13 protein-coding genes are annotated in these 16,578 nt (G+C 44.6%); 8 read left to right on the top strand and 5 right to left on the bottom strand.

Annotation, left to right across the window (positions count from 1 at the left end; genetic code table 11):
* Positions 1-339 carry a bacillithiol system redox-active protein YtxJ gene (gene ytxJ, locus FS666_RS03110; RefSeq protein ID WP_144460553.1) on the bottom strand — a complete coding sequence of 113 codons (339 nt, stop codon included), beginning with the start codon at positions 337-339 and terminating at the stop codon, positions 1-3.
* Between the two features lie 157 nt (positions 340-496).
* The gene (locus tag FS666_RS03105; RefSeq protein ID WP_144460555.1) at positions 497-1,573 is read right to left on the bottom strand and encodes a mechanosensitive ion channel family protein; all 1,077 of its coding nucleotides are present in this window, start codon (positions 1,571-1,573) and stop codon (positions 497-499) included.
* A gap of 180 nt (positions 1,574-1,753) precedes the next feature.
* Here FS666_RS03105 and FS666_RS03100 point away from each other — a divergent pair, with 180 nt between their 5' ends.
* The 4 genes from FS666_RS03100 (at position 1,754) to FS666_RS03085 (ending at position 9,184) form a co-directional block, all read left to right on the top strand.
* Entirely contained in the window at positions 1,754-4,927 is a 3,174-nt protein-coding gene (locus FS666_RS03100) for a DEAD/DEAH box helicase (RefSeq protein ID WP_144460556.1), read from the top strand.
* Positions 4,928-5,089: 162 nt separating this feature from the next.
* Positions 5,090-6,556, top strand: a complete 1,467-nt coding sequence (gene katA / locus FS666_RS03095) for a catalase KatA (RefSeq protein ID WP_260842589.1) — start codon at positions 5,090-5,092, stop codon at positions 6,554-6,556.
* Between the two features lie 154 nt (positions 6,557-6,710).
* Entirely contained in the window at positions 6,711-7,940 is a 1,230-nt protein-coding gene (locus FS666_RS03090; RefSeq protein WP_144460558.1) for a threonine synthase, read from the top strand.
* Positions 7,941-7,978: 38 nt separating this feature from the next.
* Positions 7,979-9,184, top strand: a complete 1,206-nt coding sequence (locus FS666_RS03085; protein ID WP_144460559.1) for a dicarboxylate/amino acid:cation symporter — start codon at positions 7,979-7,981, stop codon at positions 9,182-9,184.
* Between the two features lie 89 nt (positions 9,185-9,273).
* Here the strand turns inward: FS666_RS03085 and uraA are convergent, their stop codons facing one another.
* The 3 genes from uraA to FS666_RS03070 all read right to left on the bottom strand — a co-directional run bounded on the left by uraA (position 9,274) and on the right by FS666_RS03070 (position 12,582).
* On the bottom strand, positions 9,274-10,554 hold the full coding sequence (gene uraA, locus FS666_RS03080; protein WP_144460560.1) for a uracil permease: 1,281 nt from the start codon (positions 10,552-10,554) through the stop codon (positions 9,274-9,276).
* A 373-nt stretch (positions 10,555-10,927) separates the two neighbouring features.
* Complete coding sequence (gene pepT, locus FS666_RS03075; protein WP_120074282.1) at positions 10,928-12,172, bottom strand: peptidase T; 1,245 nt, start codon at positions 12,170-12,172, stop codon at positions 10,928-10,930.
* Positions 12,173-12,264: 92 nt separating this feature from the next.
* Positions 12,265-12,582 (bottom strand): winged helix-turn-helix transcriptional regulator, encoded by a 318-nt coding sequence (locus FS666_RS03070; RefSeq protein ID WP_120074284.1) that lies wholly within the window; start codon positions 12,580-12,582, stop codon positions 12,265-12,267.
* Between the two features lie 195 nt (positions 12,583-12,777).
* On the opposite strand from FS666_RS03070, the gene FS666_RS03065 reads away from it, so the two are divergent.
* The 4 genes from FS666_RS03065 (at position 12,778) to yidC (ending at position 16,578) form a co-directional block, all read left to right on the top strand.
* The gene (locus FS666_RS03065; protein WP_144460561.1) at positions 12,778-13,386 is read left to right on the top strand and encodes a nitroreductase family protein; all 609 of its coding nucleotides are present in this window, start codon (positions 12,778-12,780) and stop codon (positions 13,384-13,386) included.
* A 451-nt stretch (positions 13,387-13,837) separates the two neighbouring features.
* On the top strand, positions 13,838-14,380 hold the full coding sequence (locus tag FS666_RS03060) for a biotin transporter BioY (protein ID WP_144460594.1): 543 nt from the start codon (positions 13,838-13,840) through the stop codon (positions 14,378-14,380).
* A 13-nt stretch (positions 14,381-14,393) separates the two neighbouring features.
* Positions 14,394-15,404: a biotin synthase BioB gene (bioB, locus tag FS666_RS03055; RefSeq protein ID WP_144460562.1), complete on the top strand. Its 1,011-nt coding sequence runs from the start codon at positions 14,394-14,396 to the stop codon at positions 15,402-15,404.
* A 412-nt stretch (positions 15,405-15,816) separates the two neighbouring features.
* The gene (gene yidC / locus FS666_RS03050; RefSeq protein ID WP_144460563.1) at positions 15,817-16,578 is read left to right on the top strand and encodes a membrane protein insertase YidC; all 762 of its coding nucleotides are present in this window, start codon (positions 15,817-15,819) and stop codon (positions 16,576-16,578) included.

Here is a 16,578-nt window from a genome sequence, read left to right as displayed (position 1 = left end):
TTATTTTATATTCTCTTCCAATGCTTCCTTCATATTTTTCTCCGTAATATTCCAGTGGGAAGTGTTCCACGCGGCTTTTCCATCGTCTAAAAGGAAAATCTGCGGCGATTCATGTTTGATTCCCAAATCCTCCGCTACTTGATTTGAAACCGGGCGGCTTTCGCTCACGATCAAATAATACTTGTCCAGGTCAGTTGCAAACTCTTGGTATTCCTTATAGGCATTGGCGCTGACAGGGCATGTAGTGCTATGTTTGAACAAAAATGCAGGTTTCTCTTTTGAACCCTGCAACAGGGCTTCCCATTCTGCTTCAGATGTAATTTGTTTTAATTCAGCCATGATGATCATCCTTTCATTACTTTAAAGTTTGTAGAGTTGGCTTTACTTCCGGCATTGGACGCCGCGCTTTTCGCTTTTTGTGTCTGGCTGCAAAAGCTCAGTCCTTCCGTCGCTAAACGAGCCTTCCACTTTTCTTATTATCCCAAATATCTCTCCATCAATCACCTTTATTGCCTTCTTCCGGTTCATCCGGAACATCTGCAGGCCGAATATCGTTTTTATAAAAAGAAGAGACGATCAAATGACGGAGTTTATCCTCCAACTTTTCTTTGCTTTCGGTATTTTTAACCGGGATTGCAACGGAAAATGTCAAAGTCGATTCTTGGATGTCGGTAAGCCGGACCGATGGCGGAGGGTCTGGGAATACACCTTCCTCACCTTCAATCCCCCGATTAGCTGCTTCTTGCAAAAGAGCTTCCGCTTTTTTCGTATCCGTCCCATAAGCTACGCCGACAGTAATATTCGTATAAAGTTTTTCGCCCCCCAGATTCCTGATCAAGTTTTCAATGAGATATTGGTTCGGAATGATAAGCGTCCCTTCTTTGTACAGCTTTATGGAAGTGGACCTCAATTTTATTTTTGTCACTACTCCTGTCTTGCCGTCGACTTCAATTACTTCACCAACCTCCAGCGGCTTTTCGAATAAAATGATCAGCCCCGAGATGAAATTCGCTGCCACATTTCGAAGCCCGAATCCTACACCAATGCCAAGTGTACTGAATATGACGGCAATGGCTTTCCAATTAAAGCCGACAATGGCAAAGCTGATCATGATGGCAATCATCATCACTATATAGTAAATGAGGCGGTTGATCGTATAGCCGGTACCGGCATCTACATGAAACCTTTTGTAAGCGAGCGGCATGACATGGGTGTTGAATACTTTTACGATTCGGTTTGCGAATGTGATAATCATGAAGGCCACCAGAATCAGGAAGAGGGAAACATCGATCCCTTTTACTTTATAAATAGGGGCGAACAGCCATTTTTCTCTTGAAAAATAAAAGATGAATAAAAGGATGGTTCCGTAAAACGTGAGCCAATTGAGAATGGCTTCAACAGTTGGAATAAAACTTCCTTTGGACTTTCCTGATGTATATACCTTTTTGAAAATAAACAGGACTGTCCATTTTACAGCAAAAATAATAAAAACATATACAAAGAAAAGAAGAATGCCTTTGAGTGATAAATTTTTCAGGAAATCGAGCCCATGAATCATTTGATTGTCACCCAAGCATGACTACCTCCCCAGACGATTATTCCTTTCCCCCTTTCCCTGTTTTATAAAGGAAAAACGGCAGTTTTTCGGGAATGTGAATGTGTCTGAAAATATGATAAAATAGGTAAGATAAACTTTTAGAATAAAAGCTTTAACGATAAATCAATTCGGATAGAAAGAAGGGTTTATTGCAATTTGGCACTTATACAGAAGAACCAAGTAGCAGATATGTTTCATCCGACAATTTACAGGCGAGGAAGGGAATATTATTTCCAGGGCCGGGTTGGAAAATTGAATTTTGAGCATGGAAGCGGTATTTGCCGGACATATGTAGAAGGGACTCATTCCTATCTGGTGGAAGTGAATGTAAGCAAGCTTCCGGAGAATGTGGCGGTATATTGCGACTGTCCCGCGTTTGAACAGTACTATGAATGCAAGCATATAGTGGCTGCCATGCTTGAAATCTGCGAAAAGCAAGATGAATTGCTGCAGGCAAGAGGCAGGTCGTATGACAGGTATCATGCCGCGGCAGATTTGCTCCAATTGCTTGATGGGGGCACTTCCGTCCAGCAAATCATTCCATCTTTCGGGAAAAAGCGGTTAAAAATTGAGTATCATTGTGATTTTTCCAATCCTCAAGCTCTTTTCGCAGAGCTAAGGGCAGGCGTGGATCATGCGTATGTTGTCCGTGATGTTGGAGAGTTTATTGAACATATTAAGGGCGGCCAGGAACACCCGTTTACAAAAAAATTCACTTACAGTCCGGAAGAACATGAAATAGATCCGGCGGACATGGCCATTTTAGATGAGCTGTACCTGATCATCGAAAATGAAAAGCTGTATGCCGAAGGCATCAAGTCTTACTATGTGAATCCGTCTATCTATTCGACTTCGCGGTCCGTGATGATCCCTCCGTTATTTGCCAGGTCATTACTGGAAAAATTGACGGACAGACATGCGGTTGGAAAATTGGGTTCCAGGACTTTTGCCGGGATCAAGATCATCGAGGAAGAATTTCCATTCCAATATGAACTCGGAAAAAATAAGGAAAATGATCTTGAGCTGTTGCTGCCCAATATCGAAAATGCCGTTTATATGGGGCCGTATGATCTGGTCTTTTTAAATGGAGACATTTATTTTCCGCAGCCTGACCTTCTTCCTTTCATCGAAAAAATCTTAAAGATTCAAACGAAAGACAGTAAAATATCCATCGCTGCGGATCAGGCGGATGCTTTTGTGTCCGAAGTTTTGCCGCGCTTGGAAAAGCTGGGTACTGTCCGGGTTGCAGAAAAGGTAAAAGAACAGATCATCCAGGTTCCGCTGGCAGCAAAAGCATATATCGATCTGGAAGACGATACTATCAAGGCAAAGCTGGAATATGATTACGGTGGTTTAATCGTAGACCCATTTTATCAACATGAAGAGCCGGGAAAAATTTTAATCAGGGATGTCGAAAAAGAGAAGGAAATCATGACGATCATCGAAAACGCCGGAATGAAATATAACGGAAAAGAACTGCATCTTCAACTGGAAGAGGAAGAGCTCTATGAATTTCTGTTTTTCATCCTGCCGGCGCTTGGAGAGCGGTGCGAATTATTTCTGACAAACAATATTCGCCGGATTGTTTCCTTGGAGCAGCCCGTCCCTAAAACGAACATCGAAACGGAAGAGTCAGCGGGTCTGCTGGAAATCAGCTTCCAGCTTGAAGGGATCGACGATGAAGAGATTGCCGATATTATGAGAACCGCGATTGAGAAAAAGCGTTTTTACCGAATGAGAAACGGGGCTTTTCTATCGCTTGAGACGGATGAATTTCAATCGCTTCAGGAGCTTTTTACGGACCTGCGCGTCAGCAAGGAGGAATTGGAAGAAGGGAGCGTCCATGTTCCAATATTCCGCGGCGTGCAAATAGATGAAGCACTGCGGACAAAAAAGCAGTATGATCCTGCCTTTAAAAGACTGCTTGATCATTTGAAAAAGCCGGAAGAGCAGATTTATTCATTGCCTGAAGGTTTGAAAGCCTCTATGAGAGAATACCAGAAAACCGGGTACCAATGGTTTCGTTCTTTATCGGAATATCATCTCGGGGGAATTTTGGCAGACGATATGGGATTGGGTAAGACACTGCAAAGCATTGCTTATCTTTTATCGGAACAGGAAGGGAACCGGCATTTGATCGTGGCACCGGCGTCATTGATCTATAACTGGCAGAGTGAATGGAACAAGTTTGCCCCATCGGTAAGGGCTGTTGTTGTGTCCGGAACGCGGGAGGAAAGGGAGAAAGCCCTGGCCCTGCAGGATGCCGATGTTTATATTACGTCTTACTCCACACTTAGACAGGATATCGATCTTTATAAAAACGAACAGTTCCACACGCTCATTTTGGACGAAGCGCAGTTTATCAAGAATTACACGACGAAATCCGCTGCTGCCGTCAGAAGCATCAGGGCATCGCGAAAATTCGCTTTAAGCGGAACGCCAATTGAGAATTCAGTCGATGAACTGTGGGGAATTTTCCAAGCGATTATGCCGGGGCTATTCCCCGGCCTGAAGGATTTTAAAAAGCTGGAACCTGAAAAAATTTCGCAAATCATCAAGCCGTTTATTTTACGCAGGCTCAAAACCGATGTATTGAAGGAGCTGCCGGAAAAAATCGAATCCACCCATATTACCGAACTGTCAAAGGAGCAGAAGGAGCTGTATTTAGGGTACTTGCAGCGGATTCAGGAAGAAACCGCAGCTTCATTGCAGGGAGAGGGATTCCAAAAAAGCCGAATGAAAATTTTGGCAGGCATTACACGCCTTCGCCAGCTTTGCTGCCATCCATCGCTTTTCCTGGAAAATTATGAAGGCAAGTCTGGTAAGCTGGAACAGTTGATGGAAACTGTTGAAGCCTCCATTGAGAATGGGAAAAAGCTCCTGATTTTCTCCCAATTTACGAGCATGCTGGAAATCATTCAACAGGAACTGGTAAAAGCGGGGCATCCTCATTTTTATTTGAACGGGCAGACGCCCTCACAGGAGCGGCTGAGAATGAGTGAGCAGTTCAATAACGGAGAGAAGGCCATTTTTCTCATTTCGCTGAAGGCGGGAGGGACCGGTTTGAATCTCACGGCCGCCGATACAGTGATCCTTTACGATTTATGGTGGAATCCGGCAGTGGAGGACCAAGCTGCGGGAAGAGCCCATCGCTTCGGGCAAAAAAATGTCGTCCAGGTGATCCGCCTGATCACGAAAGGGACGATTGAAGAAAAGATTTATCAATTGCAGCAGAAAAAACGGGAACTGATCGAACAGGTCATCCAGCCGGGTGAAACGATGCTCTCCAGTTTAACGGAAGACGATATAAAAGAAATATTAAGCATGTAAGGTGAATATAGTGATAAAAACAGCTTTCTTAGGATAGCTGTTTTTTTGTCATGAGCAAATTATATTCGATTCTAAATAATAATTATTTTAACTTGAAAATAATTATTGCTCATGCTACTATGTAGTTACATTATAATTATTATAAATAAGGCGGGGATAAAATTGACGAACAGCAATCATAAATTAACGACAAGCTGGGGAGCTCCGGTAGGAGACAATCAAAATTCCATGACGGCCGGATCACGCGGTCCGACACTTATTCAAGATGTCCACCTATTGGAAAAACTGGCCCATTTCAACAGGGAACGGGTTCCGGAGCGGGTCGTTCATGCGAAAGGCGCCGGCGCACACGGCTATTTTGAAGTGACCAATGATGTGACTAAATATACGAAAGCGAAGTTTTTATCCGAAGTTGGCAAACGCACGCCGACATTTGTGCGATTTTCAACGGTAGCGGGTGAATTGGGATCTGCGGATACTGTCAGGGATCCTCGCGGGTTTGCGGTGAAGTTTTACACGGAAGACGGAAACTATGATTTAGTCGGGAATAATACGCCTGTCTTTTTCATACGGGATGCGATCAAATTCCCCGACTTTATCCATACACAAAAAAGAGATCCGCAAACGCATTTGAAAAATCCGAACGCCGTGTGGGATTTCTGGTCACTATCGCCTGAATCGCTGCACCAGGTCACCATTTTAATGTCCGACAGGGGCATTCCGGCAACATTCCGCCATATGCATGGTTTCGGAAGCCATACATTCAAATGGACAAATGCAGAAGGAGAAAGTGTCTGGGTAAAATATCACTTTAAGACAGACCAGGGCATTAAAAACCTGGATGTGAATCTTGCAGCCAAGCTTGCAGGGGAAAATCCCGATTACCATACAGAAGATTTGTTCAATGCGATTAAGAATGGTGACTATCCATCATGGACGTTGTATGTACAGATCATGCCGATAGAAGATGCCGATACGTACCGGTTCGATCCATTTGATGTCACGAAAGTATGGTCGCAAAAAGATTATCCACTGATTGAAGTCGGCAGGATGACATTAAACCGCAATCCGGAAAACTATTTTGCGGAGGTTGAGCAGGCGACATTCTCACCTGGAACGCTTGTGCCGGGAATTGATGTTTCCCCTGATAAAATGCTGCAGGGGCGTTTGTTCGCTTACCATGATGCCCATCGCTACCGTGTTGGGGCAAACCATCATATGCTGCCGATCAATCGTCCAAGGAACGAAATTAAGAATTATCAGCGTGACGGCGCGATGCGCTTTGATAATAACGGCGGCGGCTCAGTTTACTATGAGCCAAACAGCTACGGCGGACCGAAAGAATCTCCTGTAGACAGGCCGGCTTCATATCCGGTTTCGGGTGAAGCTGCAAGTGTAAGTTATGACAACCACGACCATTACACACAGGCAGGGGACTTGTACCGCTTAATGAGTAAAGAGGAACGTGAACGCCTCGTTGCCAACATCGTTGCGGCGATGAAGCCTGTTGAAAAAGATGAAATCAAGCTTCGCCAGATCGGCCACTTCTACAAAGCCGATCCGGAATACGGAACAAAAGTCGCTGAGGGATTGGGGCTGGAAGTCCCTGCAAATGAAGTAAAATCTTAAATTATGCGAAAATGAGAGAGCTGTAACAAGCAGCTCTCTTATTTTTACGTGCTGATAAATCGGTGTTAAAGATTACAAGGAAAATTAAATTTTGCACATCATCATCATATCATTATAACTTGCTGTCATATGATTGAACGAGGGAGGAAACGTTATGATGTTCAGTTATATGACACATTTATCCTGCTCAAAATGTTCGAGGACATACAACCCGGATACGGTTCAACAGCTTTGCGAGTGCGGTTCACCGCTGTTAGTGAACTACGATTTAAAGAAACTGGCAAAAGATTTTAAGCCAAATGAGTTGTTGAATAGAAATCATGATCTGTGGCGCTACCATGAGCTGCTTCCTGTTCAAAGTCCCGAAAACATCGTATCGCTCGGAGAAGGGGTGACCCCTTTGATTCCGATGAATAAGATTGGCTCCGATATGGATATTGCCCATTTGTATATGAAGGATGAAGGGATTGCGCCAACAGGCACGTTTAAGGCGCGAGGCGCTGCAGTAGGTGTATCGAAAGCGAAGGAATTGGGCGTTAAAGGACTTGTGATGCCAACGAATGGAAACGCAGGTGCCGCCTGGTCACTTTATTCTTCCAGGGCTGATATTCAAGCGGTGATTATCATGCCCGAGAGTGCGCCGGCCATGATCCGGTCCGAAGTGGCTTCCGCGGGTTCCCATTTATATTTAGTCAATGGAGTGATCAGTGATGCAGGAAAAATTGCTGCAAAGGCTGCCGCTGATTTTCATTTATATGATGTCTCAACGTTAAAAGAGCCGTACCGGATCGAAGGGAAAAAAACGATGGGGTTTGAAATCGCGGAGCAGCTTCACTGGGAAACACCTGATGTCATTTTATATCCGGCGGGCGGCGGAGTCGGACTTATAGCCATTTATAAGGCGTTTAAGGAGCTTCAAAAGCTTGGTTGGGTTGGCAGCAAAAAAATGCCCCGGTTTGTTGCAGTGCAGGCGGAAGGCTGTGCCCCCATCGTCAAAGCCTGGAAAGAGGGAAAAAGAGAATCAGAATTTTGGCCTGATTCACGTACGGTGGCGTTCGGGATCAATGTTCCGAAGGCTTTGGGCGATTTTCTGGTCCTCCAAGCCATTTACGAAACAAATGGATACGCAATGGCTGTCAAGGATGAAGAAATTTTAAAAGAACAGAAAAACATGATCAGGAATGAAGGAGCTTTTATATGTCCGGAAGGGGCGGCAGCGTTTTTGGCAGCGCGAAAGCTTAGGAAAACTGGCTGGATAAAAGAGAGTGAGAGAGTGATTGTCATCAATACTGGTATGGGCTTGAAATATATGAACAAGGAAGATATAAACCTTCCTGTACTGCAGCCTGTTGAGTCCATTGAAAGCCTCCCAGGATTGCCATAACGTTCTTCCCTCATCAGAAATACGAGGAGGGCTTGTCTATGAAAAAGAACTTAATGCTTCAAATTTTTGCAGCCTTTATCCTTGCCATTATCGCCGGAATCATTTTTGGGGAAAAAGCGGCAGTTGTCCAGCCTTTGGGCGACCTGTTTTTAAGGCTTATTAAATTTATCATTGTTCCTTTGATCCTCTCGACCATTGTGGTTGGTGTGACAAGCGCAGGAAGTATGAAAAAACTGGGCAGCTTGGGTGGAAAAGCGATTGGGTACTTTCTAGTGACGAGTTTTATTGCCATTGCCCTTGGCCTGTTTGCAGGATTTGTTTTTCAGCCGGGAGCCGGTGTGGATCTTGCTGTACAGGGAGCTGAAGTGGAAGCTCCTGAATCAGGGGGTGTCATTCAGACTTTATTAAATATTATTCCTGAGAATCCGATCGAAGCGCTGACGACTGGAGCAGTCCTGCAGATTATTTTCTTTGCGATTTTTCTCGGGATCGGCATTTCGCTTGTCGGGGAAAAGGCCATTCCGGTCCAGAGTTTTTTTGAAGGGTTGTCCGAAGTGATGTATAAAATTACGGGCATTGTCATGAAGCTCGTTCCGATTGGCATCTTCGGATTGCTTGCTCCTATTGTTGGAACGTACGGCGCTTCCGTATTGATGCCGTTGATCAAAGTGATCATTGCCATGGTGGTTGCCGTGATTGTACATGTGGCACTTGTCTATTCGGCAGCAGTCAAGGCACTTGGAAAAATGGATCCTTATCAATTTTTTAAAGGGATCTTCCCTGCTGCCTCGGTTGCTTTTGCTACTTGCAGCAGTTCAGGGACACTGCCGGTTACGATGAAAAATACTCAAGAAAATTTAGGAGTCTCAAAAGAAACGAGCAGTTTCGTCTTGCCGCTCGGGGCAACGATTAATATGGACGGCACAGCGATTTATCAGGGGATTGCCGTCATGTTCATCGCGCAATATTTTGGTGTGGAATTGACAGTGGCTCAAATTCTGATCGCGGCGTTAATGGGAACATTGGCTTCCATTGGAGCGGCGGGTGTTCCGGGTGCAGGATTGATCATGCTGACGATGGTGCTGACAGCTGTCAATTTGCCTTTAGAAGGAATTGCACTGATTGCAGGGATCGACCGGATTCTTGATATGCTGAGAACTTCGGTAAATATTGTGGGGGATGCCTCAGCCTGTGTCGTGGTGGAAGGCGGGAAGCCTGATGCGGCGATCAAGAAAGGGGCCTAAGGAATATGAAAAAACGGCGCAGGGAAGCGGAATTCCCTGCGCTGTTTTAGATCCCGTGACAATGCATTTTATAGGATGAAACTGGAGTCCTATTCATTCGTCAAATTCAATTTTTCCAACAGCTTAAAGAACAGGCTCAAAACGATCGCAACAACGGTTGCAAGTCCCATTCCCGACAACGGAACGGTTCCGATCTTGATGGATGCTCCGCTGATTCCGATGGCAAGGACAACACAAGTCAAAATCATGTTGTAAGACACGTTGTAATCTACGTTTGCCTCAACAAGCATACGGATGCCGCTGACGGCAATGATTCCGAATAATAACAGCGAGATGCCGCCCATGACCGGAGTCGGAATGGAAGAGATCAGAGCAGCCAATTTTCCGCAGAAAGATAGAAGGACAGCAATAACCGCGGCAATTCCGATAATCCAAGTTGAATATACCCGGGTGATGGCCAGAACGCCGATATTTTCCCCATATGTCGTATTCGGGGTGGATCCGACAAAGCTTGAGATGATCGTTGAAATACCGTTACTCATTAATGACCGGTCGAGGCCGGGATCTTTTACCAAATCTTTTTTTACAATATTGCCGGTTACGACAAGATGGCCGATGTGTTCCGGGACAAGTACCAGGGCAGCTGGAAGAATCAGCAGGACATCCGCCCAGTTGAATTTCATCGCATAATAAGTCGGGGTAGAAATCCAGGCTGCTTCACGGACAGCGGTCAAATCCACCATGTTCATGGCGAGGGCAATAATATATCCTGAGACAATGCCTAGAAGAATCGGAATGATTTTCAAAAAGCCGCGCATGGTCACCCAGCATATTATCGTAATCGCAAGTGTCAGTAACGAGACGGTAATGATCTTCGGATCGGGTGACCATGTGTCGGGGGCATCGGCGGGTTTCAACAGTCCTGCCATGTCAGCCGCGGTAGGAACAAGCTCCAATCCGATAACGGCTACGATGGCGCCCATGGCTGCAGGCGGGAAGATCACGTCAATCCAGGCGGTTCCTACAAGTTTGACAATCAATGCTATAATGACGAGCGTCACGCCGACCGCAAGGAAGCCTCCAAGTGCATAAGCATATCCTTCTCCACCTGCATATTTGGAAAATACAGCAAAAACAGGGGAGATAAAGGCAAAGCTTGATCCGAGATAAGCAGGGATTTTCCCTTTTGTAATAAAAATATAAAGCAGTGTGCCAAGTCCGTTCATCAGCAGGATCGTCGCGGGGTCCACTTCAAACAGGAGCGGTACTAGGACAGTGGAGCCGAACATGGCAAATAAATGCTGGAAACTGAGCGGAAGGCTCTGCAGGATGGGCAAACGCTCATCCACCTGGATTTCTCTTTGACTCATCTTTTTCTCTCCAATTCATGTTATTTTATCAAGAAAAGCGCAAGGCGCGCAGCCTTAGGCGACAAGCACAAGGCGAATTGCGAGGAGGCAGCTTTTCAGCCGCCACAGCAATTCGGCTTGATCCTTGCGCCGATGGCGCCTGGAGCTGGACAAAGAATTTATAAATGAAAAGCACCTTACCTCAAAGGCAAGGTGCTTGGCTACATTTCCACAGCAAAATTGACGCGCGAAAAGTTTCTCATGCGTAGCGCACCTTGTCAGCCTCACGGGACTGGTTTAAAGGTATTTTTAGATATAATTATCAAAAATATTATGTCAGCTGTCCGATTGAAAGTCAATCGTTTTTGTCAAAAATATCAAAATATGTCCGTTCCTATTTAAATTCTTCTGCACGTTCCTCAAACAGCTTCACGATTTCCACAATCGTCTGCACCGATTTTTCCATCACGTCGACTGACACAAACTCATAAGGACCGTGGAAGTTTTCTCCGCCGGTAAAAATATTCGGAGTGGGCAGTCCCATAAAAGAGAGCTGGGATCCGTCGGTTCCGCCGCGAATTGGTGAGATGTCCGGTTCGATGCCCAATTTTTTCATCGCATCTGAAGCAATTTCGACAATTTCTTTTACGGGCTCGATTTTCTCCCGCATATTGTAATATTGGTCTTTCAATTCTAACCGGATCCTGTCTTGTCCATACTTTTCTCCCAGTTCCTCGGCAATCTGCTCCATGAATGCTTTCTTTTTCTCAAACTTTTTCCTGTCAAAATCCCGGATGATGTAATGAAGCACGGTTTCTTCCACATTGCCTTCAAAAGAAAGGAGGTGGTAAAAGCCTTCATATCCTTCAGTTAATTCAGGGACTTCATCGGCGGGGAGGCGGTTATGGAATTGGATGGCGATGGCTTGAGAGTTGACCATGATCCCTTTCGCAGTTCCCGGATGGATATTTGTCCCTTTGACAGTCAGCTTGGCGCTTGCGGCATTGAAACTTTCATATTCCAGCTGTCCGATTTTTCCTCCGTCAACAGTATAGGCGAATGAGGCATTGAAAGCTTGGACATCAAAGCGGTGCGGGCCTCTTCCGATTTCCTCATCCGGAGTGAAAGCGACTCTTACCTTTCCATGTTTGATTTCCGGATGCTTCAACAAATAATCCATCGCCGTTATGATTTCTGCGATTCCGGCTTTATTGTCTGCGCCAAGCAGCGTTGTCCCGTCCGTTGTGATAAGCGTATGGCCTTTGCACTCAGCAAGCGAAGGGAATGCTTTTGGCGACAGGACGATCTGTTTTTCTTGATTCAATATGATATCTTTCCCGTCATAGTTTTCCACGATTTGAGGATTTACGTTTTTTCCCGTAAAATCTGTCGCTGTATCGATATGCGCCAAAAATCCGATGGTCGGCACTTCTTTTTCCGTGTTGGCCGGAAGGGTCGCCATAACGTATCCGTTTTCGTCGATCGTCACTTCTTTCATGCCGATTGATTCCAATTCTTTTACCAATTGATTGGCCAATGTCAGTTGTCCAGGTGTGGAAGGGCATGTGTCACTGTTCTCATTGGATTGCGTATCCACTTTTACATACGAAGTAAACCTGTCAATAATATCATTTTTCACTTTGAAAAACTCCTTTCCCTTTATTATTTATCTTAATGGGGGATAATACACAATATAAAGATGCCGATTGACTCATTCTGAGCAATCGGCATTTATTCAGCAGGAATTTCAACCCATTTTTCAGCCCATGAGGCAATTTCATTCATAAGCGGCTTGAGTGCCATCCCTTTTTCGGTCAAAGAGTATTCAATTCTAACCGGTGTTTCGGGGTATACCTGTCTTTTGACAATTCCCTCTTTTTCCAGATCTTTTAAACGCTCAGACAGGACACGCGCACTGATCGGCATCGACGCCTCCACCGTACAAAAGCGCTGCGGGCCGTTCAGCAGCTGGTATATAATCAGTCCGGTCCAACGCTGTCCCAATATGCTCATGGCTTTTTCAAATCTAGGACATGTGTTTCCGTTCATACTGTTCACCTCGATAATTAAATTATATCATTAATTGTTTCTTCTTGACAGACAAAATAAACTAATTTATAGTTGCTTACGTAAAGTAAGTTGAGGGGTCTGACCCCATAAAAAAATGCTTGGATTTCCAAGGAAAGTGGAACAATAAAAATGAAAGATCCATCAGGAAACTATAAAGAAAAGGGGAATTTCACCATGATTCAAACAAAACAGGATTTTTATACTGCTGTCAAGGAAAGACGTTCGATTTATGGAATCAGCAAGGAATCACCGATTTCCGATGAAAAAATTGAAGAATTGATTGAATATGCCATCAAGCATGCGCCGTCTTCTTTTAACTCACAAAGTGCCAGAGTGGTGCTTCTTCTTGGGGAGAACCATGATAAACTCTGGAATATAACGGAAGCGGTATTAAGGGAAATGGTTCCTGAAGACCAATTCGAGCCAACCGCGAAAAAAATGGAAGGTTTCCGCAACGGTTATGGAACTGTCTTGTTTTTCGAGGATCAAGAGGTTGTAAAAGGATTGCAGGAGCAATTTCCAACTTATGCGGATAAATTCCCGGATTATGCCTTGCAATCATCCGGAATGCTTCAATACATCGTTTGGACAGCATTGGAACTGGAAGGCTTCGGCGCTACTTTGCAGCATTATCAGCCGCTGATTGATGAGGCTGTCCAAGAAATTTGGAATGTTCCTGAAAGCTGGACATTGCTGGCGCAAATGCCATTTGGCAAACCGACGGCTGCTCCAGGGGAAAAACAGTTCCAGAGCATGGATGAAAGATTTAAGGTATTTAAATAATACAGACTATAAGAAAAGCGCAAGCGCCCGTTTAGCGACGTACAAACTGGAGCACTCCGCAATGAGATAAAGGAAACACGGCGACGGAGGAGCCGATGTTGACTTATCGTAGTGGAGGAGTGCGAAGTTTGCTAGTCGCTGGGCGCTGGAGCTGGACAAAGCAACGACACTTTTATATGAATAACCATGAAAAATTTATGCTTTCTACTATAATAAAGGGGTCCAATGCAGCATTGGACTCCTTTTATTTGTTCATTTTTCAATGAATCCAAAGCTTTCATTGAGAATTCATGTTGTTGCAGAAAAAGTTTAACTTAATTGTAAACCAACATACAAATTAAGTTGACAATTGAGTTTGTTATCAAGTATCCTCTAAATATATTAAACAACAGAGGTGATAATAGTGGGCAGTGAAGCAATAAAGACAAAAAGCAGGCTAAAGACCTTGGATATGATTTATATTAGCTTATTTTCAGCTTTGATGATGATTGGAGCAAATATCACTTCTTTTGTTCCATTTATGGTCATTGGGGGAGTTCCCATTACGCTCCAGGCTTTCTTTGCCGTTTTGGCAGGAGCATTTCTTGGCAGCCGCCTTGGGGCCATTTCAATGGCAGTCTATGCGTTTATCGGACTTGCAGGAGCGCCGGTGTTCGCCCGTTTTCACGGGGGGATCGGGCAGCTGCTCAGTCCTACGTTCGGATTTATCATTGCATTTATTTTTACAGCATATATTACAGGGAAAATCATTGAAAAAAACAGCAAGGTGCATTCATATGTCATTGCAGCTTTGCTGGGGACGGCTTTCAGCTATTTATTCGGGACAAACTGGATGTACGGAGCCTATAAACTTTGGGCAGCCGCACCGGATGCTTTTTCTTATAAAGTCGCATGGATGTGGATGGCAGTTCCGCTTCCCAAAGACATATTGCTCGCCGTTTTGGCAGGGTTATTTGCACATCGGATGCAGGGAATTGTAAAAAGGCCTAGATAAAGGGGAGAAAAAGATGAATCTATATGATGTGATTGCAGAAGCTTCTCTAGCGGGAAAAGAGGTGACGGATGAACAGGCCATGGCAGTGCTTGACTGCCCGGATGATGAGCTGCTGACCCTATTGCATGCTGCGTATAGGGTAAGAAAGAACTTTTACGGAAAAAAAGTGAAACTGAATATGATCATCAACACAAAATCGGGACTTTGCCCCGAAAATTGCGGCTACTGTGCGCAGTCGATTGTATCGAAGGCTCCGATTGAAAAATATTCCATGATGAAAAAGGATGAGATTGTCGCAGGAGCAGCCCGCGCAGCGGAGCTGAACGCAGGAACATATTGTATCGTGGCGAGCGGTAGGGGACCTGCGAACAGGGAATTGGATATCGTTGTGGATGCGGTAAAAGAAATCAAAGGCAAGCATAAAGGCATGACCGTTTGTGCCTGCCTAGGAATCTTGAAACCCGGACAGGCGGAGCGTTTGAAGGAAGCGGGGGTTGACCGCTACAACCATAATATCAACACATCAAGCAATCATCATGAGAACATCACGACTTCCCATACATACGATGACCGGGTCAATACTGTGGAAGCGGCAAAAGCATCGGGGATTTCTCCTTGTTCCGGCGTCATTATCGGCATGAAAGAATCGAAGGAAGATGTCATTGATATGGCGCGCAGTTTAAAAGTGCTGGATGCTGACTCCATTCCGGTGAACTTTCTTCATGCCGTGGACGGCACTCCCCTCGAAGGGACCAACGAACTGGATCCGCGCTATTGCTTGAAAGTGCTTTGTCTGTTCCGTTTTATCAACCCGACAAAGGAAATCAGGATTTCGGGCGGACGGGAGGTCAATTTGCGGAGCCTGCAGCCGCTCGGATTGTATCCGGCAAATTCCATTTTCATCGGCGACTATTTGACAACGGAAGGACAAGAGAGATCGAAGGACTGGAAAATGCTTGAGGACATGGGCTTTGAAGTGGATTTGGAACCTTTAAATCGCGAAACAGCAAAAGCTTTGACGTAAAATCGAACCGGGCGGTAATCCGCCTGGTTTTATTCATTTTTTTGAAAAACCATTTTTATTTACCGCCGTTTATCGTTATACTGGAAATAACGAATCGAAATTAGGTGCTGAATATGCTTGAACTAATTTTTCAGGATTCTTACACGGAATGGTTTATACCGCTGACTATCCTCATTATGTGGATTCTCAGTTTGGGCATTATTTCCCTGTCCCGTCCTGTGAATAAACAAAATTACTATCAAAATATCAAAAAAGAAAATATCTTTCTTATAACCAGAGTTTATGATGAACTTATACCACGTATCTGTCTCCAGTTCATTAAAACTGTCAGGAGGAAAGTATGTCCTGATGATGGGGATGAACATGTCCACCTTCTATTTAAATAAATATTTAAATAGAAGGGTGAGTGCAATTGAAGAAAAAGTTATTTCTCTTTTTTATACTTGTTATCACTGCCACAATGCTTGGGGGCTGTTCAGGAGTTGCGAATCAGACCGGATTCTTTTATGATTTCTTCGTTCGGCCGTTTGTCTGGCTTATTCATGAGATCGGGATCGCTCTTGGCGGTAACTTCGGCCTGGCGCTGATCATCATCACATTGTTGATTCGTCTGGTTTTGATGCCGTTTATGCTGAAAACGTATAAAAACCAGCAGTTGATGAAAGTGAAGATGGATAAACTGAAACCGGAAATGGAAGAAATTCAAAAACGTTCCAAGCAGGCAAAAAACCAGGAGGAACAGCAGAAAATCCAACTGGAAATGATGGAGCTTTATAAAAAACACGGAGTGAACCCATTAAATATGGGATGTTTGCCGATACTCATTCAAATGCCGATATTAATGGGGCTGTATTATGCGATCCGCAGTTCAAAGGAGATAGCGTCGCATACTTTTCTTTGGTTCAATCTGGGCCACTCCGATATGACCATGACAATCCTTGCCGGCTTAGTTTATTTTACCCAGGCGCAGGTTTCACTGGCGACGGTGCCGGAAGAACAGAGAAAACAAATGAGGTTGTTTTCATATATGTCACCCGTCATGATCATTTTCATTTCCTTGAATGCTCCCGCAGCTTTACCGTTATATTGGGCGGTTGGCGGTATTTTCCTCATCATCCAGACTTATATTGGACGGAAATACTATATGCAGCATCCAGAAAAAGCAAAAGAGTAA

The sequence above is a fragment of the Siminovitchia fortis genome (genome assembly GCF_007681465.1).
GTDB classification, from domain to species: Bacteria; Bacillota; Bacilli; order Bacillales; family Bacillaceae_C; genus Siminovitchia; species Siminovitchia fortis.
The sequence above is the reverse complement of the archived record's forward strand: the minus strand, read 5'-3'. Positions and strand labels throughout refer to the sequence as shown.

What these genes read in the sequence shown, in the direction of transcription:
- ytxJ (WP_144460553.1), bottom strand. Translation starts at nt 339, where the DNA reads ATGGCTGAATTAAAACAAATTACATCTGAAGCAGAATGGGAAGCCCTG.
- FS666_RS03090 (WP_144460558.1), top strand. Translation starts at nt 6,711, where the DNA reads ATGATGTTCAGTTATATGACACATTTATCCTGCTCAAAATGTTCGAGG.
- FS666_RS03085 (WP_144460559.1), top strand. Translation starts at nt 7,979, where the DNA reads ATGAAAAAGAACTTAATGCTTCAAATTTTTGCAGCCTTTATCCTTGCC.
- uraA (WP_144460560.1), bottom strand. Translation starts at nt 10,554, where the DNA reads ATGAGTCAAAGAGAAATCCAGGTGGATGAGCGTTTGCCCATCCTGCAG.
- FS666_RS03070 (WP_120074284.1), bottom strand. Translation starts at nt 12,582, where the DNA reads ATGAACGGAAACACATGTCCTAGATTTGAAAAAGCCATGAGCATATTG.
- FS666_RS03065 (WP_144460561.1), top strand. Translation starts at nt 12,778, where the DNA reads ATGATTCAAACAAAACAGGATTTTTATACTGCTGTCAAGGAAAGACGT.
- FS666_RS03060 (WP_144460594.1), top strand. Translation starts at nt 13,838, where the DNA reads ATGATTTATATTAGCTTATTTTCAGCTTTGATGATGATTGGAGCAAAT.
- bioB (WP_144460562.1), top strand. Translation starts at nt 14,394, where the DNA reads ATGAATCTATATGATGTGATTGCAGAAGCTTCTCTAGCGGGAAAAGAG.